This is a genomic window from Marinobacter sp. (assembly GCF_965229985.1).
In the GTDB taxonomy this organism is placed as follows: Bacteria; Pseudomonadota; Gammaproteobacteria; order Pseudomonadales; family Oleiphilaceae; genus Marinobacter.
In genome coordinates this window covers 1,417,835-1,434,744 of the sequence record NZ_OZ245935.1, presented here as the reverse complement: position 1 = coordinate 1,434,744, position 16,910 = coordinate 1,417,835, and the positions used below count along the sequence as shown (strand labels likewise).

The 16,910-nt window shown below is 57.7% G+C and carries 17 protein-coding genes; 11 read left to right on the top strand and 6 right to left on the bottom strand.

The window, feature by feature from the left end; genetic code table 11:
- The first annotated feature begins 19 nt into the window (after positions 1-19).
- Positions 20-1,231: an argininosuccinate synthase gene (locus tag ACO06L_RS06530; protein WP_064228759.1), complete on the top strand. Its 1,212-nt coding sequence runs from the start codon at positions 20-22 to the stop codon at positions 1,229-1,231.
- On the opposite strand, the gene ACO06L_RS06525 is transcribed toward ACO06L_RS06530, so the two are convergent.
- A complete protein-coding gene (locus ACO06L_RS06525) occupies positions 1,228-2,253 on the bottom strand; it encodes an AraC family transcriptional regulator (protein ID WP_202346922.1) in 1,026 nt (341 codons plus the stop codon). The genes ACO06L_RS06530 and ACO06L_RS06525 overlap by 4 nt on opposite strands.
- 299 nt (positions 2,254-2,552) lie before the next feature.
- The gene (locus ACO06L_RS06520; RefSeq protein ID WP_041645339.1) at positions 2,553-3,524 is read right to left on the bottom strand and encodes a response regulator; all 972 of its coding nucleotides are present in this window, start codon (positions 3,522-3,524) and stop codon (positions 2,553-2,555) included.
- A gap of 111 nt (positions 3,525-3,635) precedes the next feature.
- Here ACO06L_RS06520 and ACO06L_RS06515 point away from each other — a divergent pair, with 111 nt between their 5' ends.
- The 3 genes from ACO06L_RS06515 (at position 3,636) to ACO06L_RS06505 (ending at position 5,842) form a co-directional block, all read left to right on the top strand.
- The gene (locus ACO06L_RS06515; protein WP_008171349.1) at positions 3,636-4,118 is read left to right on the top strand and encodes a YajQ family cyclic di-GMP-binding protein; all 483 of its coding nucleotides are present in this window, start codon (positions 3,636-3,638) and stop codon (positions 4,116-4,118) included.
- A 78-nt stretch (positions 4,119-4,196) separates the two neighbouring features.
- On the top strand, positions 4,197-5,534 hold the full coding sequence (locus tag ACO06L_RS06510; RefSeq protein ID WP_202346921.1) for an AmpG family muropeptide MFS transporter: 1,338 nt from the start codon (positions 4,197-4,199) through the stop codon (positions 5,532-5,534).
- Positions 5,534-5,842 (top strand): MGMT family protein, encoded by a 309-nt coding sequence (locus ACO06L_RS06505; protein ID WP_202346920.1) that lies wholly within the window; start codon positions 5,534-5,536, stop codon positions 5,840-5,842. Before ACO06L_RS06510 ends, ACO06L_RS06505 begins: the two co-directional genes overlap by 1 nt.
- Here the strand turns inward: ACO06L_RS06505 and ACO06L_RS06500 are convergent.
- The 3 genes from ACO06L_RS06500 to ACO06L_RS06490 form a co-directional block, all read right to left on the bottom strand.
- Positions 5,799-6,983: a type II toxin-antitoxin system HipA family toxin gene (locus ACO06L_RS06500; RefSeq protein WP_202346919.1), complete on the bottom strand. Its 1,185-nt coding sequence runs from the start codon at positions 6,981-6,983 to the stop codon at positions 5,799-5,801. The two genes, ACO06L_RS06505 and ACO06L_RS06500, sit on opposite strands and share 44 nt — an antisense overlap.
- The gene (locus ACO06L_RS06495) at positions 6,973-7,215 is read right to left on the bottom strand and encodes a helix-turn-helix transcriptional regulator (RefSeq protein WP_008171357.1); all 243 of its coding nucleotides are present in this window, start codon (positions 7,213-7,215) and stop codon (positions 6,973-6,975) included. The genes ACO06L_RS06500 and ACO06L_RS06495 overlap by 11 nt, the downstream gene beginning before the upstream one ends.
- A 124-nt stretch (positions 7,216-7,339) precedes the next feature.
- Positions 7,340-8,101 carry an SDR family oxidoreductase gene (locus tag ACO06L_RS06490; protein WP_064228763.1) on the bottom strand — a complete coding sequence of 254 codons (762 nt, stop codon included), beginning with the start codon at positions 8,099-8,101 and terminating at the stop codon, positions 7,340-7,342.
- Positions 8,102-8,383: 282 nt separating this feature from the next.
- On the opposite strand from ACO06L_RS06490, the gene ACO06L_RS06485 reads away from it, so the two are divergent.
- The 7 genes from ACO06L_RS06485 to gspD all read left to right on the top strand — a co-directional run bounded on the left by ACO06L_RS06485 (position 8,384) and on the right by gspD (position 14,907).
- Positions 8,384-8,932: an FxsA family protein gene (locus ACO06L_RS06485; RefSeq protein WP_202346918.1), complete on the top strand. Its 549-nt coding sequence runs from the start codon at positions 8,384-8,386 to the stop codon at positions 8,930-8,932.
- Positions 8,933-9,126: 194 nt separating this feature from the next.
- Positions 9,127-9,414 (top strand): co-chaperone GroES, encoded by a 288-nt coding sequence (groES, locus tag ACO06L_RS06480; protein WP_008171363.1) that lies wholly within the window; start codon positions 9,127-9,129, stop codon positions 9,412-9,414.
- Positions 9,415-9,492: 78 nt separating this feature from the next.
- Positions 9,493-11,145 carry a chaperonin GroEL gene (gene groL, locus ACO06L_RS06475; protein WP_064228765.1) on the top strand — a complete coding sequence of 551 codons (1,653 nt, stop codon included), beginning with the start codon at positions 9,493-9,495 and terminating at the stop codon, positions 11,143-11,145.
- Positions 11,146-11,278: 133 nt separating this feature from the next.
- Positions 11,279-11,881 (top strand): type II secretion system protein N, encoded by a 603-nt coding sequence (gene gspN / locus ACO06L_RS06470; RefSeq protein WP_421845450.1) that lies wholly within the window; start codon positions 11,279-11,281, stop codon positions 11,879-11,881.
- On the top strand, positions 11,845-12,069 hold the full coding sequence (locus ACO06L_RS06465) for a hypothetical protein (RefSeq protein WP_421845448.1): 225 nt from the start codon (positions 11,845-11,847) through the stop codon (positions 12,067-12,069). The genes gspN and ACO06L_RS06465 overlap by 37 nt, the downstream gene beginning before the upstream one ends.
- Position 12,070: 1 nt before the next feature.
- The gene (locus tag ACO06L_RS06460) at positions 12,071-12,925 is read left to right on the top strand and encodes a type II secretion system protein N (RefSeq protein ID WP_064228767.1); all 855 of its coding nucleotides are present in this window, start codon (positions 12,071-12,073) and stop codon (positions 12,923-12,925) included.
- Between the two features lie 32 nt (positions 12,926-12,957).
- Complete coding sequence (gspD, locus tag ACO06L_RS06455; protein ID WP_202346917.1) at positions 12,958-14,907, top strand: type II secretion system secretin GspD; 1,950 nt, start codon at positions 12,958-12,960, stop codon at positions 14,905-14,907.
- Positions 14,908-14,911: 4 nt separating this feature from the next.
- Here the strand turns inward: gspD and ACO06L_RS06450 are convergent, their stop codons facing one another.
- Positions 14,912-16,909: a M48 family metallopeptidase gene (locus ACO06L_RS06450; RefSeq protein WP_202346916.1), complete on the bottom strand. Its 1,998-nt coding sequence runs from the start codon at positions 16,907-16,909 to the stop codon at positions 14,912-14,914.
- Position 16,910: the final 1 nt, after the last annotated feature.

Below are 16,910 nucleotides of genomic sequence, written 5' to 3'. Positions count from 1 at the left end.
TTCAGTCTGGAGCAAGGGCATGTCTGATATCAAAAAGGTGGTGCTGGCCTATTCCGGTGGCCTGGATACTTCCGTAATCGTTCGGTGGTTGCAGGATACCTACAACTGTGAGGTGGTGACGTTCACCGCCGACATCGGCCAGGGCGAGGAAGTTGAACCAGCGCGGGCGAAAGCCGAGGCGTTGGGCGTTAAGGAAATCTACATCGAGGACCTGCGCGAGGAGTTTGTGCGCGATTACGTGTTCCCGATGTTCCGCGCGAACACCATCTATGAGGGTGAGTACCTGCTGGGTACGTCCATTGCCCGTCCTCTGATTGCCAAGCGTCTGATCGATATCGCCAATGAAACCGGCGCCGATGCGATTTCCCACGGTGCAACCGGCAAGGGTAACGACCAGGTGCGTTTCGAGCTTGGTGCCTACGCGCTGAAGCCGGGTGTAAAGGTGATTGCACCCTGGCGTGAGTGGGACCTGAATTCCCGCGAGAAGTTGCTGAAGTACTGCGAAGAGCGCAACATCCCGGTGGAAATGAAGAAGGGCAAGAGCCCGTACTCCATGGATGCCAACCTGCTGCACATCTCTTACGAAGGCATCAACCTGGAAGATCCTTGGGCGGAAGCCGAGGAAGATATGTGGCGCTGGAGTGTGTCTCCGGAAGCCGCGCCGGATGAGCCGACTTACGTTGAGTTGACCTACAAGAAGGGCGACATCGTTGCTATCGATGGTCAGGACATGAAGCCCCACGTGGTTCTGGAAACCCTGAACAAGCTGGCGGGTGCCAACGGCATTGGCCGTCTGGATATCGTCGAGAACCGCTACGTGGGCATGAAGTCCCGCGGCTGTTACGAAACCCCGGGCGGTACCATCATGCTGCGTGCCCACCGCGCCATCGAGTCCATCACCCTGGACCGCGAAGTGGCGCACCTGAAAGACAGTATCATGCCGCGCTACGCCGAGGTGATTTACAACGGTTACTGGTGGTCGCCAGAGCGCGAGGCTCTGCAGGCGCTGATCGATCAGACCCAGCACTATGTAAACGGCACTGTTCGCCTGAAGCTCTACAAGGGCAATGTGGATGTGGTTGGCCGTAAGTCTGAGGATTCTCTGTTCGACGAGAAGATTGCCACCTTTGAGGAAGATCAGGGTGCGTACGATCAGAAGGATGCGGAAGGCTTCATCAAGTTGAATGCGCTGCGTCTGCGGATTGCTGCTGGCAAAGGCCGCAAGCTTTAAGTCTGCTCTACGGACGCCCGGAACTCTCCGGGCGTCTTCCCCGTTACCGCTTTGAACTTCCGGTGAAACGACGTGGTTTCACTGTACCCCAGCCTCAGTGCAATATCCGGAATGGCCAACTCGCTGTTGCGAAGATAGTCTTCGGCCATTTTTTGCCGCACTTCATCTAACAGTTTCTGGTAAGACACACCTTCCTGGCCGAGTTTTCTCTGCAGGGTTCGGCTGGTCATGCCCAGATCTTCGGCCACCATGTCTTGTCGGGTGATACCGTGCATCAGTTGTTGCTGGATGCTGTGGCGGACTTTCGAAGTCAGGTCGCTGTCGGTATCCAGGGAGGCGAGCTGGCTCAGGGCGTGGGCTTCCAGGGTTTTGCGGAGCAGGGGGTCTGGTTGTCTCAGTCGGGTTTCCAGCAGGGTTTTCTTGAGGGTGATGCTGTCTTCTTCGGCCGAGAAAGTGACCGGGCAGTGCCAGCGTTCCTGGTAGGCCGTTTCAAATTCTGAACCTGGCGAGGATCGGCGGAGTTTTACCGAGCTGGGGGAGGCTTCCTGATTATCCGCAAGCCAGCGGGCGTAGTTCACCCAGGAGGCAAACACGTTATCCACCAGTTGCGGCCGGACGATGGGATCGGTGTAGTTGCAGTTCCAGGTCAGTTTGATGTCTTCGCCTTTCATGGCGAGGCTGGTGGTTCCCATGTCTCCGACGAGTTTTTCGAACGGTGCAATGCGTGCCACGGCTTCGCCCAGTGTGGCGCAGCTCATGGTGATGTAGCCAAGTACGCTGTAGGAGCCAGGTTGAACAAAGTCGCCGGTTTCCAGACCCAGAATGGGGTTGGCGGTTTGTTCGCACAATAAATGAATAAAGTGCTGGAACTGCTCGCCATTGATGCGGCCGTCGTCGGTGTCGAGGATGTTCTGGTCCAGTTCGGCCTGGTCGAAAAGGCGGTTGATGTCCACGCCGGCGGATTCGGCAGCACGAACGTATTGGCGCAGGGCGGCGACGGAGGCGGTTCCGAGGGTTTTCATGGTTACAGCACTGTTTTTGGAGTCGTTATCGTTGGAGTATAACGGAACTGGTGCGTAAACGTCTGGAGCAGAAAATAAAAAGGCCAGCTAAAAAGCTGGCCTAAAAAACAAGGAAAGAACGAAAGTGCCTGAAAAATTCGTTAATCCGGTGGATTCGATTCCCCATATGGCGGCGGAGGTACTACTCGGCTCCTCCACCATGGGGGATACTGCTTAAATCCACAATTGCAGAATAAGTCTTCCGCGCCTTCCTGTCTGTTTGTGAAGTGTGTATCAGTGTTACCGAATGTGATGCCGGTTCAGGCGGTCGCTCCAATCTCCGGCGCAGTCTCGGTAAACCGACGCGTATCATAGGCATCTACCAGCCCCTGCACCGCTGCCCGCTCCATGTCTTGGATTGAGGGGGTGCCGTTCTGGGCGTCGGCTTTGCACAGCACCATGCCGGCTTCCACAGAAATATAGCCGGCTGTGGTTTTCAGGGCCTTGTGGTTGATACCGTCGAACACGCGGCGGAAGGCCGTGGTGGTGCAGTGGTCGCTGTTGGGGAAGTAGGCAATGATGGCGAACTGGTTGTCGCCCACACGGCACAGGGCATCAATGGGGCGAATCAGCGTGCTCAGCCGGCGGGCAATGCCGATGGCCAGTTCGCTCATCACCGTGGGCGGGTGTTTGCGCTTGAGTTCCTGCCAGTTGCGAATGCCGCACAGTACGTAGGCAGAACAGCCGCCGCGGGATTCGGCGTGGCGCAGCATCTTGGTCAGCCGCTCGCGACCGTATTTGGTGTTGCAGAGACCGGTTTCCAGATCAATGATGTTAGTGGATTCCAGCTCCCGGTTGTTTTCGATGAGCAGGGAGTTGGCACGGAGCAGGGTGTTCTGGCGGTCGGCCATTCGGTCTGCGGCAAAGATGCGGGGGATCAGTTGCTTGGTCATGTCGGACTTGTAGATGAAGTCGTCCACGCCCCGGTCGAAGGCTTCTGAAAGAGCCTCGACGCTTTCCCGTGCCGTGAGCAGGATCACGTAGGTGTAGTGATTGTTCTGCTCGTCCTGTTGTCGCACCTGGTCCGTCAGCTCCAGGCCATCCATCTCGGGCATCAGCCAGTCGGCAATCAGAACGCTTACCGGGCGCTGTTCGATCAACTGCAGGGCTTCCGGTGCGTTATTCACGATGCGTACGTCGCGATATCCGGCATTTCGCAGCGTGCGGCCAACCACCATACTGCTGAATTTCGCGTCGTCTACTACCAGGATGGGAAGGTCCAGATTTGGCATTGTTATCTACTTTTAGCAGTCCGTTGTCAGGTGCGAGAGATGCCGGGGGTTGGTATCATCCCCAGCAAATTGAAGAAGTATACCTTCTTACCCTGTTGGAGAATAACGACCATGCCTTCTTTTGACATTGTTTCAGAAATCGATATGCACGAAGTCACCAATGCGGTTGACCAGGCCAAGCGCGAACTGGGCAATCGCTGGGACTTCAAGAACGTTGAAGCCGACATTGAGCTGGACGACAAGGGCATTACCATCAGTGCCGAGCAGGAGTTCCAACTTGAGCAGTTGCTGGACATGCTGCGTATGGCCTTTGCCAAGCGTAATATCGATGCTCGCGCGCTGGCCGAGGACGGTGACAGCAAGTCCGGCAAGTTGGTTAAACAGCACCTGCTGCTGAAGCAGGGCATTGAAACCGATATGGCCAAGAAGATTGTGAAGATGATCAAGGACCAGAAGATGAAGGTCCAGGCCAGTATCCAGGGCGACAAAGTGCGAGTGACCGGCAAGAAACGGGATGATCTTCAGGAAGCCATCGCCATGCTGCGCGAAGCTGAGCTGGATATCCCGCTGCAGTTCAATAATTTCCGCGACTAATCCGGAGGCTCCACCATCTTAACCGGCACCCGCCTGACCCTGATTCGGGATACGCTCTACACCTACACCCGTTGGCAGGTGATCGCCCTGTTGTTCCTGGGCTTCTCGGCGGGTCTGCCGTTCCTGCTGGTGTTTTCCACTCTCAATGCCCGGCTGGCGGATGTGGGGGTGGAAACCGCGACCATCGGGTTTTTCAGCTGGCTGGGTATTACCTATTCCATCAAGGTGTTCTGGGCGCCGGTTGTGGACCGCCTGAAACTGCCGCTGCTCGACCGCCTGCTGGGCAAGCGGCGAAGCTGGATTATCTTTGCACAGGCGGGTATTGCTACGGGGCTGTATCTGATGGCTCACGTGGATGCCACGGCAGCTCCTGAAATGATGGCTCTTTGCGGCCTGCTGGTTGCTTTTTCCTCGGCCACCCAGGACGTGGCGATTGATGCCTACCGCATCGAGATTGCCGAGGAACGGCTGCAGGCGGCGCTGGCTGCGACGTATATCTTCGGTTATCGTCTGGCGCTTCTGGTGGCCGGCGCCGGCGCTCTTTACCTGGCGGAGTTCTGGTCCTGGCAGGTGTCCTATGAGGTGATGGCCGCTCTGGTGGGCGTTGGCGCACTCACCGTATTGATCGTGCGTGAGCCCACCGTGAACCACTTCGCCGCCGCCCAGGACATTGCTCACAAGATTGAGCAGGAGGCCGCCAAGCGCACCCATCTGAATCCGCGCCTGGCGAGGCTGGTTGGCTGGTTCTATGCCGCTGTGGCCGGCCCGTTCCTGGATTTCTTTCGCCGGTACAAGGAACTGGCGCTGGTCATCCTGCTCATGGTTGCCGTGTACAGGATCTCCGATATCGCCATGGGCGTCATGGCCAATCCCTTCTACCTGGACTTCATGGGCTTCAGCAAAACCCAGGTAGCGGATGTGACCAAGATCTTCGGCTTCTTCATGACTATTGCCGGCTCGCTGGTTGGTGGGGTTATGGTGGTTCGCTACGGCGTTCGCCGGATTCTTCTGCTGGGGGCGATCATGACGGCCGCCACCAACCTGCTGTTCGTGGTCCTGGCCCAGTATCCGCCCAACATCGTTACCCTGGCTGCGGTGGTGAGCGCCGATAACCTCAGTGGCGGCATTGCCAACGTGGCCCTGATTGCCTGGCTCTCCAGTATGACCAGTGCCTCGTTCACGGCAACGCAGTACGCCCTGTTCAGTTCTCTGATGACTCTGCCTGGCAAGTTTCTCGGTGGGTTCTCCGGCATTGTGGTGGCGGGCTTTGGTTACGCCGAATTCTTCCTGGTGGCCGGCATAATGGGCGTGCCTGCGATTCTGTTGGCCATTTTCATGATCCGAAATGGCCATCGACTGGATGCGTTGGCGCCGCGCAATGAATCAAAGCCTGATGCAGAAGCGGTAAGCCCTTGATGGTCGAACCAACCAAAGACCAGAAAATCTGGCAAGTCTTACTTGCCGTCCCAAAAGGGAGAGTGGTCAGTTACGGCCAGGTTGCGGAGATGGCAGGACTGGGCCGTCAGGCGAGATATATCGGAAAGGCGTTGGGCAAGCTGCCAGAAGGGCATGCGGTGCCCTGGTATCGGGTGATTCGCAGTAACGGCCAGATTGCGTTTCCCGTGGGGTCCGAGAAATACCGGGAGCAGGTAAGCCGCCTTGAAGCTGAAGGTGTCGAAGTCACCGATGGGCGGGTTTCGATGTCGCGGTTTCGTTGGCAATAAGCGTCTGGAGGTGAGCCAACAGCTCCGCTTTTTCTCCGGCAGGTTCCCGTGAAAGCCGGTCCGCGATATAGAGGTGAACCTTTGCAATTGCCCTCAGGCACTCCTCGTACAACTCTCTGGCTTTGATCGCACTCAGGTCACAGACCTGAACTCCAAACCGCTCCATGTGTTTTCTGGGCCACCATTTCTTGCTACCCATGAGGGTGAGAGCGGAGATATCCTGCCTGATATAGGCGGTTGTGCACACGACATCGTAGGCTGGCGCCAGTCTGATGGAATCGATGCTCTCGTAGACCAGGCCAAAGTTCTTCAGGTGGGCGTCGCCATTTTGCAGGATATTGTTCAGGACCATCATCTTGAAAAACTGTTCAAAGGAGGCTTTCTTGTTCTCTGCGCTAACAAACGTTTTGATGGTTTTGGCAATTTGCTCGTAGCTGCCGGTGTACTTTTCTTCCCGCTGTTTTGCCTGAAGCACACACATGTCTTCAAAGCCAAGCGCCTTGCCGCCGTCTTTCAAATCGAACCGCTTCATGATGAACAGGGATTCGTCATCCGATAGATAGAATTCGGGAACGGGAATTCCGGCGTACTGGCAGGCGAGCATGCAGCAGTATTCGTTGAGAGCCAGTTCCGGATAATCAGGGCCCCAGGCTTTGACGATGTAGTCTTCGAGCCGGAGTGTCGCCTTGTTTTCCAGTGTCGCGAGGACTTTGGGCTGTACGCCACTTAAAGCAGAGCGAAGCGCAAACCGTGACACCAGTTCCTCGAACAGGGCGGGGTTATCAGAATGTAGAAGTTTGTCGAGACTTAAGGAGTACTCTCCGGAGTGGTCATCAGGGTTGAACTCGACCCGGCCACGTATATTCGGCGCAAGGAGTCGAAGAAGCCCAAAGTCGTCGGTATCCGTGAGTTTGGCAAACTGCTTTTTGATTACCGACAGCAGGTAGCCCTCCGGCAGATGCATCTCGAAAACCGGGTGCAGCTGGGGGTGGCTATAATCTTTTTTGCGGACCGGCATGGTCAGCGAGACGAAGGCGGCGGGACTGGCTTTCTCGGAGTAGCTGAAGACAAATTCGCCTGACTCGCGGAACAGTTTCCCGGCAGGCCTGTGATTTACATGAACGTCCAACTCATCGCTCATCACGCAGCTCCTCCAGGGTCGGGAATGGAGACTTGTCCCGGACAGCCAGCTCCTTACCCAGGTAGTCGAGTATTTTCATAACCTTGCGGATGCCGATGTCGCCAGACCGCCCGTTTTCCAGCGCATTGATTGTGGCGCGAGAGATGCCGAGGTGGTCTGCCATTTTTTGCTGGGAGACGCCTTGTTGTTGGCGGAATGCAGAGATTTCGTGTCCGAGGGTCTGAAAATCCATTGCCGGCCTGTTTTTTGGCTAAAATAATTTACATTATCGTCTCTGTTTTTCGTTATGTAAAGTATTTTAGCTGTATGCCGGCTCGTCCCTGAGCTGGCCTCACTTCTCTGATGGATCTGAGGGATTACAGCCTCAGAGCCCCATCCACCTCAAGCATCCGTCCGGACATATAGTCGTTCTCAAAGATGAACGCCGCAGCCGAGGCAATCTCTTCCGGCTTGCCCATACGCTTAAGCGGAATGCCTGCGGTCATTTTTTCCAGGGCTTCCGGTTTCATGGAGGCGGTCATTTCGGTCTCGATGAAGCCCGGGGCGATGCCGGCACAGCGGATGCCGTAGCGGGCGAGTTCCTTGGCCCAGACGGGAACCAGGGCGGAGACGCCGGCTTTGGCGGCTGAGTAGTTGCTCTGGCCCATGTTGCCGGCGCGGGAGATGGAGGCGATGTTGATGATCGCGCCCTGGTCGCCGTTCTTGATCATCTGGGTGGCGGCTTCGCGGCCGCAGAGGAATACGCCGGTGAGGTTGACGTCGATGACGGCCTGCCACTGGGACAGTTCCATGCGGCGTTCAACTTCGCCATCCTTCACTTTGACCATCAGGCCGTCCCGCAGGATGCCGGCGTTGTTGATCAGGCCATTGAGGTGGCCGAAGTCTTTTACGATTGCTTCAAAGGTTCTCTCCACGTCTTCTTCTTTGGCGACGTTGCAGACGTAGCTTCTGGCCTCGGAGCCCGCGGCCACGCAGGCGGTGACGGCTTCGTCCAGCTTCTCCGGCATCAGGTCGATGAGCGCGACTTTTGCGCCTTTGGCGGCAAGGTATTCGCCCATGGCGCGGCCAAGGCCCTGGCCGCCGCCAGTGATTGCTATCACGGAATCTTGAAGTTTCATGTTTTGCCCTAACTACTGTTATCAGGTGGTTTTACGGTTGCTGTGCGTCTTAGTTTATTCTGACGCCTTCTGCATGGGTGCCAGCGTCACCAGAGCAGCCCCTCCGTGGAACCGCTACGAGCACGTCCATGTGCGCTTGTTTCCGGCCATCCTTGGCCTCCAACATTCCACGGAGGGGCTGCTCTGGCGACGCCTCTTGACCTGTGCGAGCCGCCTTTCTAATTTCGAGGGTGTGGAGTATACCAGACCTTCTTAAAGCCACATTCAGACCCTGAGGTCCCGATGTCTGTGTTTCTGTTCTTATTCATTATCATGCCAATCGCCGAGATGGCGGTATTGATCCAGGTCGGCGGCATGATTGGTGTACTCAACACCGTCGGGCTGGTGCTGCTGACCGCCGTGATTGGTGCGTGGCTCCTTCGCCAGCAGGGCCTGGCAACGCTGTTGAGGGCCAATCAGCGGCTGAACAGTGGTGAATTGCCCGCCAAAGAGGTAGCCGAGGGGCTGATTCTGGCCATTGGCGGTGCCTTGTTGCTGACGCCGGGGTTTATTACCGATACGGTCGGCTTTCTGTGTCTCATCCCGGGCACTCGCCACTGGCTTGCAGCCCAGGCTCTGAAGCGCATGGTCGTGGCTGGTCAGAACCGTAGCAGCCGCTTCTATTTTCGTGCCGGTGGTGGTTCGAATCCGTTTGGACAGGATCCGTTTGGTGGCCGTGAAAACCCGTTTGGCCGCCAGCGGCCGTTTGACCGGGACAGTAACGGCGACATCATCGAAGGCGAGTATCAGGACGAGACGGAATCCGATCGGGACCGGATCGAAAAAAAGTGAAAAAATTTTCTCTCCGGGGTGTTGAAAACACCTGCCAGCTACCCCAAATAGGAACCACAAGTTCGCTGCGGGCTGATTTCCACTGAAAACAGTTGGTTATCCAGCCGGGCAATTTGTCGGTTCAGGCTTTGCCTGTCCGACTTACATCAACAATGTCATTGCCACATTAATCTGACTATTGGAGAAACCGAGCAATGAAAATTCGTCCGCTACACGATCGTGTTGTCGTGCGCCGTAAGGAAGAAGAAGAGAAAACTGCGGGTGGCATCGTGCTGCCGGGTAACGCCAAAGAGAAGCCTTCCCAGGGCGAGGTGATTGCCGTTGGTAACGGTCGCATCCTGGAAAACGGCGAAACCCGCTCACTGGCGGTCAAGGTGGGTGACACCGTGGTCTTCGGCCAGTACGCCGGTAACACCGTCAAGATCGACGGCGAAGAGCTCCTCATCATGAGCGAGAGCGACATCTACGGCGTGCTTGAGTGATCGCTGAGGCGAATCGCACGAACTCTCATTAATCCGATTGATTCAACGACTTCGGTTTAACGAACAGGAATAGAAGACATGGCAGCAAAAGACGTTAAATTCGGTGATAGCGCGCGTAAGCGCATGGTCGCGGGCGTCAACGTTCTGGCAGACGCGGTTAAAGTGACCCTCGGCCCGAAAGGCCGTAACGTGGTTCTGGAAAAATCCTTCGGCGCGCCGACCATCACCAAAGATGGTGTTTCCGTAGCCAAGGAAATCGAGCTGAAAGACAAGTTCGAGAACATGGGCGCACAGATGGTGAAAGAAGTGGCTTCCCAGGCCAACGACACGGCTGGTGACGGTACCACCACTGCAACCGTTCTGGCCCAGTCCATCGTTAACGAGGGCGTGAAGGCTGTTACTGCCGGCATGAACCCGATGGATCTGAAGCGTGGCATCGACAAAGCCACCACCGAGGCTGTAAAGGCGATCCGCGAGATGGCCAAGCCCTGCGACGACAGCAAGATGATTGCCCAGGTTGGCACCATCTCTGCCAACGGCGACGAGACCATCGGTAAGATCATTGCCGATGCGATGCAGAAAGTTGGTAAGGAAGGCGTGATCACTGTTGAGGAAGGCCGTGGCCTGGAAGACGAGCTGGACGTGGTTGAAGGTATGCAATTCGACCGTGGCTTCCTGTCTCCGTACTTCATCAACAACCAGGACAACATGTCTGCCGAGCTGGAAGACCCGTACATCCTGCTGGTAGACAAGAAGATCTCCAACATCCGCGAACTGCTGCCGGTGCTGGAATCTGTTGCCAAAGCTGGCAAGCCGCTGCAGATCATCGCTGAAGATATCGAAGGCGAAGCGCTTGCTACTCTGGTAGTGAACAACATGCGTGGCATCGTGAAAGTTAACGCCGTTAAGGCGCCTGGCTTTGGTGACCGTCGCAAGGAAATGCTGCAGGACATCGCGATCCTTTCCGGTGGTACCGTAATCTCTGAAGAAGTCGGCCTGACTCTTGAGAACACCACCCTGGATGACCTGGGCACGGCCAAGCGTGTGAACGTCACCAAGGAAAACACCACCATCATCGGCGGTGCTGGTGCGCAGGCGGACATCGAAGCTCGCGTTGAGCAGATCCGCAAGCAGATCGAAGACAGCTCTTCCGACTACGACAAGGAGAAGCTGCAGGAGCGTGTTGCCAAGCTGGCTGGCGGTGTTGCCGTCATCAAGGTTGGTGCCGGTTCTGAAGTGGAAATGAAAGAGAAGAAGGCCCGCGTTGAAGACGCGCTGCACTCTACCCGCGCTGCGGTTGAAGAGGGCATCGTGCCGGGCGGCGGCGTTACCCTGATCCGTGCCATCGCGGCTCTGGACAAGGTAGACGCCATCAACGAAGAGCAGAAAGCCGGCGTGAACATCCTGCGTCGTGCCATGGAAGCGCCTCTGCGTCAGATCGTTTACAACGCAGGCGGTGAGTCTTCTGTTGTGGTTGCCAAGGTTCGCGAAGGCGAAGGTTCCTTCGGCTACAACGCAGCAACTGAAGCCTACGGCGACATGCTGGAAATGGGTATCCTGGATCCTGCCAAGGTCACCCGTTCCGCTCTGCAGGCTGCCGCTTCCGTAGCTTCCCTGATCATCACCACCGAGGCGATGGTTGCGGATGAGCCGGAAGACGACAAAGCCGGCGGCGGCATGCCGGACATGGGTGGAATGGGCGGCATGGGAGGCATGGGCGGCATGATGTAATGCCGGCCTGATCCTGGCCCCTGAAAAACCCCGCGTTGGTTCACGCTAACGCGGGGTTTTTGTTTTTTTGTCATGAACTTGCCCCATGCCTTTGCTAGACTCGGCTTCCGGTCCATTATCTGTGCAACGCCGAATGAGTGACGCTGAACCCAAATCCTTTCTTCGCCCCGGCAAGGTATTCCTGCTTCTGCTGCTGGGCGCTCTGGTTTATCTGCTGTCATTGGTCTTTCTGGTACCGGCGGGATGGGTCTGGCAGCAGGCCTCTGCCCATGTATCTTTGCCTCCCCAAGTGCAGGTCCAACAGGTTGCCGGGAAACTCTGGGATGGAGAGGCCGGAGTTGTTGTTGCCGGTTTTCCGCTACGTGTTGACTGGCGTCTTCACATGCCTTCTGTTACCCGTCTCGAGTGGCCCGCCAGAATTTCCGTGGAATCGTCACAATCGTCGCTCAACGGTAATGTTACGATCGGCTGGCCTGCCAGCGCTAAGTTGGATGCCAACGGTCGGGTTATGGTTGCCGAGTTTGAAGACCTGATCCGCCAGAGTGGTGGTGCAATGATCGAAGGCGAAGTCATGATCGACCGGCTGAATATGGCCTGGGTCGACAACCGGATTACCCGGGCAGAAGGCCTTGGGCGCTGGGATGGCGGCCTGGTGACCTGGCCAATGGAGATCAACGCGGGCAGGCGGAGTTTCCGCCCATGCAGGCGAGCATGGATACCACCCAGGGTGGCGTAGCATTGACCGTGTCCGAGCAGGGCGGGCAGGGGCCTGCAGCAGATGCCACCGTGTTCTGGAACGGAATGATGGAACTGCGTGTCTACAAACGTATGGTGGACCTTGCCGGCCAGCCCTGGCCAGATTCTGCCAGCCCCGGCGATGTGGTTTTCCGGGTACGCCAGCCTCTTGTACCGGGGGCGCGATAGTATGGCTCTGTTGAGTACCCCGGCCCAGAGCCGGATTTCGCGGGTCCTCGCAAACCTGTTGCTGATGGTGCTGGTGGTGTATCTGGCTGTCGCCCTCGCCCGTGTGACCTGGCTGTTCGCCTGGGACGACAGGCCGGTTCCCAGCGCGCCAGCGTCAAGCAGCGCCGGGAACATGGCTGCGGGCAGCCGTCTGACCACCTCCATGTCAGTCTATGATTTTTTCGGGCGTTCGGAGCGGCCGGTTGAGGTGGCGGAAGCCGTTCGGCGTTCGGCTCCGGAAACCCGCCTTCGGCTTCGACTCGAAGGGGTACTGGTAGCACAGCGCCCGGAGGACTCCGGTGCTATAGTTGCTGGAAGCAATGGTGAAACGGCGTATTACCGGGTAGGGGAAATGTTGCCCGGCAGTGCCGAGCTGGCGGAAGTAGAGCCGGGGCGAATTCTGATTCGTAGGGGCGGACGATACGAGACCCTGACGTTTGAAGAGCAGGTATCGTCAGATCTGGTTGCAGAGGTGGCCGCCGAGCCGGCAGAATCATCACCGGACGAGTTCCTGGCCAGCGCCCGCGAACAGATCGACAGTCAGGGCATTGCCGCACTGGCGCCTTTCGGGTTGAGCCCGGTGGATGACAGCGGCATGTCTGGCTATGTATACGACGGCTCCAATGCCATGCTGAATGCCGTCAACCTGCAGGCCGGTGATGTCATAACAGCGATCAACGGCCAGCGGCTGGGTGATATCAGCCAGGACAAGGCCCTGCTTGAGAACTGGCGTGGCCAGGCCCAGCTGGAGATAGAAATAGAGCGTGACGGATCCATCCTCACCATCAGTTATGCCATACCCGAACAGTGGCGCTGATCGGGTTCATCGAAACAGGACGAAATCGCCAGATGTATAACCATAAGATCAATCTTTTGCGGGCCATTGTCCTGCTTGTTCTCCTTCCCTTTATGTCCATGGCGCATGGGCAGGAAGCTGAGACGTGGCGGCTTAATCTTAAAGACGCCGATATCCGCGCCTTTGTGACCCAGGTGGCTGATATTACCGGGTACAGTTTTGTGGTGGATCCGAGGGTGAAGGGCAAGGTAACCGTGCTCTCCAGCGCACCCATGAACAAGGATGAGATTTACGATCTGTTCCTGGCAGTTCTGAATGTTCACGGCTTTACCGCCATTCCAGGCGAAGAAGTGATCAAGGTGGTGCAGCAGGTTGATGCCAAGCAGTCCGCGGAAATCCTGGAGCGGTTTCCCGAAACGCCCTCTGAACAGCTGATTACCCGGGTCATCCAGATCGACAACGCCAATGCCCTCGAGTTGGTGCCCATTTTGCGCCCATTGGTGGCGAAATATGGTCATCTGGCCGGAGTGGCCGCTGCCAACGCGCTGATCATCAGCGATCATTCTTCAAACATCCAGCGTATCGAGCAGATTGTCCGGGAGCTGGATAGCCCCTCCAAGTACGAAGTGGAAGTCATTCAGCTCCAGGAAGCCTGGGTGGGCGATATGGTGACGCTGCTACAGGAACTGGCCCCCGATGAACTGGGCCGGGCCGGCGGCGACAATGCCGCCAGAAAATACAGCGTAACCGCAGACGAGCGTAGTAACCGTCTTATTTTGCGAGGCGATGAGACCTTCCGGGACAAGATGCGCGGCTTGATCCGGCAACTGGATCAACCTTCGGCAACCGGCGGCACCACCAAGGTCCTGAGGCTGAAACACGCCGACGCCAAAAACCTCACTGAAATTCTCAAGGGGGTCATGGGCGAGCTGGTGAAAGAAGGTGCCGGTTCAGGAGGCAGCGGTGCCGCCAAACCGCAGAGCAGCTTCGCCGTCTTTGCCGATGAAGGGCTAAACGCGTTGGTGGTTCGAGGAGAGCCGTCTCTGATGCAGGAAGCCGAACAGATTGTCGCAGCGCTGGATGTGCGTCGTGCTCAGGTAATGATTGAGGCTGCCATTGTCGAGATCAGTGACGAACTGGGCGAGGATCTGGGCGTACAGGTTGCCGTGGGTGACGAATCTGGCGAATCCACGCCGGTCGCCGGCACCAACTTCGGTAACGTCGGTCGCAGCCTGGGTGAAGTGCTTAGCGCGATCCTGACCGGATCCGCCATTACGCCCGCAACGGGCGGTATCACCGTCGGCGCCGGCCAGCGAAACGAGGATGGCGTCAGTTGGGGGATTCTCCTGCAGGCGCTTTCTACCTCGGCGGCTGCAAACCTTCTCTCCACGCCCAGCATCATTACCCTGGATAACCAGGAGTCGGAAATTATCGTGGGCCAGAACGTGCCGTTCCGCACCGGGCAGTCCACCGTCACTGGTGATGGCACCACAAATCCGTTTACCACCATCGAGCGTCGAGATATCGGTCTGACACTGAAGGTTACCCCGACCATCAGTGCCGATGGCCTGGTGCGATTGGTGGTGGAGCAGACCACTGAGAGCGTGGCAGACAGTATCGAGAACGCCTCGGATATCGTCACCAACAAACGGGAAATCAAGACCACGGTGCTGGCGGATGATGGAGAGACCATCGTACTGGGTGGTTTGACCCGGGATGATTATCAGGTCAACAAGAGCAAGGTGCCCCTTCTGGGTGACATTCCGTTTGTCGGGCGTCTGTTCTCGTCGGAGTCGGAGCGCCGGGTGAAGCGTAACCTGCTGGTGTTCCTCCGCCCCAAGATCATGCTGGGTAAGGAGGAAGCCGTTGCGGCCACCTCCGACAAGTTCAATCAGCTATGGGATGTCAATCTGAACATCCGTGAGAAGCTGGGTATCCCGACTGAAGAGCAGCGCCCGACTGTGGACGCGCTGTTTGAAGACGGAAGCTCCCGGGTCCAGTAAGCTCTCAGGCAGCCAGTGGCGGCATCGGACAGTCCATCTGGTCCGCCACCAGACGCATCAGTTCATACTCCCGGGTTTCCACTTTGCCGTCGCGGTTGATGCAGTGCCCGCAGGCATCAATGATCGCCGGTTTCAGTAGCGGCGAGAGGCCGTTCAGCGCGGTCAATGCCTCCCGCAGCTGGCGCATGGTGACTTTCTCCAGAACCGGTTCCACAGCATCCTTCGCATTCATGAAGCCTGCCATGGCTTCCCGATACAGTTTTTCGGCGTCAGCCTGGGACCCAGAGCCAGCCCGTGCCATCAGGCTGAGGAGGCGTTGCAGGGCCGGCATGACGGGCTTGTAGCTCTTGTAGCGGACCGGTACTACTCTGGCTGCCTCATCGCCCAGATGGCGGGACAGGAAGCTTGTCAGGGCCAGCTCGAACAGGGTAACCCGGTTATCCGCTGCAACCAGTTTCTGGACGTTGGTAATCAGCATCTCCCGTTCTTCCGGGTCCAGCTTGCGGAGCGCCGGCATGGCCAGCTCAAGAGCAGGGAAGCGGACGCCTTCACCAATGGTTTTCAGGGCGGGCAACAGTTTCTCCAGAAGTTCCGGCTGGCTGCCCAAGACCGGGTGAGCCGGCAGCAGGTCCAGTCGTTCCGTTTGCTGTGGGCGTGGCAGCTCACTGATCAGCATGGCATAGCAAAGCTGGGCGGCCCCGGCACGGGTGTACAGCAGGTTTCGAAAGGTGGCTGGCAGGCGCTCGAGGAAGCGCAGTGCGAAATCTTCACTTTGCCGGTTTATGGTTCCCACCTGATCTGAAAACTTCCGGCCCGGCTTTATGGTCTTCTCCGGGCTGGATGCGAGGGGTGATGTCCTCCCGCTCTTACCGGTGACCGGCCCGAGGATGTCGGATGCCGCGCCGGTGAACCCCGCTGCTCCGGCTTCCGGTGCAGGCGCAGATCCGCGGTAAAGGTCGGCACCTGGCTCGGTATCCCGAAGCCGGCTACGCAATCTGGCCAGCATGCCCGGCTGAATGGCATTGATTCGCTCGTCGATCGGCGGATGGGATGCCAGAAGCGAGGTAAACTTCATCCGTGCACTCTCGCCAAAACACATGTGGTTCATGTCGCTGGCGTGGCTGGTGGTGTCCAGATAGCCACCCTTCATGCCGATCTTGAACAGGGCGCCGGCGATCCCTTCAGGGTTGCGGGTAAACTGGACTGAAGAGGCGTCCGCCAGCATCTCCCGTTGTCTGGAAACAGCTGCCTGTATCAGGCGGCCAAAGAATACCCCCACATAGCCAATGACGAACAGGGCGATGCCAATGATGCCCATGGCCGCCTGGGCCCGCCCGTCCCGGGACCGGCCCACTCGGTGACCACGGTAAAAGGACGCCCGAAGCAGGAAGCCGCCGATCTGTCCGATCATCAGGATACCGGCAAGAAGGGCAATGAGCCGGACGTTCAGCCGCATGTCCCCGTTGAAAATATGGCTGAATTCGTGGGCAACCACCCCCTGCAGTTCGTCCCGGGACAACTGGGTGATGGCTCCGTGGGTGACGACCATGACGGCTTCGCCGGGCGTATAGCCCGCCACGAAGGCATTGATGCCGGTTTCCTGGTCCATTACGTAGAGCTCCGGCACCGAAACTCCGCTGGCAATGGCCATTTCCTCGACTATGTTACGCAGCTTGCGCTCGTCACTGTCCCGGGTATCGGGATCAATCGGTCGCGCGCCAACCATTTTGGCAACCCGGTCGCCGCCGCCGGCCAGGTCGACCCAGCGGAGCAGGGAACCCAGTACAATTAGTCCGACAACGGTAACGGCCGTTAACAGACCGTGATTGGAGAGCAACCAGTGATGGAATGCGAGGCCGGAGGATTCGCTGCGGGTCACGAAATAACCCACCAGGCAGACGGCGAGCGTAATAAACGCGACCGCCGTCAGGAACAGGAAGACCAGCAGACTGGTGTTGCGCCGGGCATGGGCCTGGCGCTGAAAGAAACCGGGGTGAGCCATG

Bases quoted from the DNA above. Each gene is read 5' to 3' on its own strand.
- ACO06L_RS06530 (WP_064228759.1), top strand. From the start codon at position 20: ATGTCTGATATCAAAAAGGTGGTGCTGGCCTATTCCGGTGGCCTGGAT.
- ACO06L_RS06525 (WP_202346922.1), bottom strand. From the start codon at position 2,253: ATGAAAACCCTCGGAACCGCCTCCGTCGCCGCCCTGCGCCAATACGTT.
- ACO06L_RS06520 (WP_041645339.1), bottom strand. From the start codon at position 3,524: ATGCCAAATCTGGACCTTCCCATCCTGGTAGTAGACGACGCGAAATTC.
- ACO06L_RS06515 (WP_008171349.1), top strand. From the start codon at position 3,636: ATGCCTTCTTTTGACATTGTTTCAGAAATCGATATGCACGAAGTCACC.
- ACO06L_RS06505 (WP_202346920.1), top strand. From the start codon at position 5,534: ATGGTCGAACCAACCAAAGACCAGAAAATCTGGCAAGTCTTACTTGCC.
- ACO06L_RS06500 (WP_202346919.1), bottom strand. From the start codon at position 6,983: ATGAGCGATGAGTTGGACGTTCATGTAAATCACAGGCCTGCCGGGAAA.
- ACO06L_RS06495 (WP_008171357.1), bottom strand. From the start codon at position 7,215: ATGGATTTTCAGACCCTCGGACACGAAATCTCTGCATTCCGCCAACAA.
- ACO06L_RS06490 (WP_064228763.1), bottom strand. From the start codon at position 8,101: ATGAAACTTCAAGATTCCGTGATAGCAATCACTGGCGGCGGCCAGGGC.
- ACO06L_RS06485 (WP_202346918.1), top strand. From the start codon at position 8,384: ATGTCTGTGTTTCTGTTCTTATTCATTATCATGCCAATCGCCGAGATG.
- groES (WP_008171363.1), top strand. From the start codon at position 9,127: ATGAAAATTCGTCCGCTACACGATCGTGTTGTCGTGCGCCGTAAGGAA.
- groL (WP_064228765.1), top strand. From the start codon at position 9,493: ATGGCAGCAAAAGACGTTAAATTCGGTGATAGCGCGCGTAAGCGCATG.
- gspN (WP_421845450.1), top strand. From the start codon at position 11,279: ATGAGTGACGCTGAACCCAAATCCTTTCTTCGCCCCGGCAAGGTATTC.
- ACO06L_RS06465 (WP_421845448.1), top strand. From the start codon at position 11,845: ATGCAGGCGAGCATGGATACCACCCAGGGTGGCGTAGCATTGACCGTG.
- ACO06L_RS06460 (WP_064228767.1), top strand. From the start codon at position 12,071: ATGGCTCTGTTGAGTACCCCGGCCCAGAGCCGGATTTCGCGGGTCCTC.
- gspD (WP_202346917.1), top strand. From the start codon at position 12,958: ATGTATAACCATAAGATCAATCTTTTGCGGGCCATTGTCCTGCTTGTT.
- ACO06L_RS06450 (WP_202346916.1), bottom strand. From the start codon at position 16,909: ATGGCTCACCCCGGTTTCTTTCAGCGCCAGGCCCATGCCCGGCGCAAC.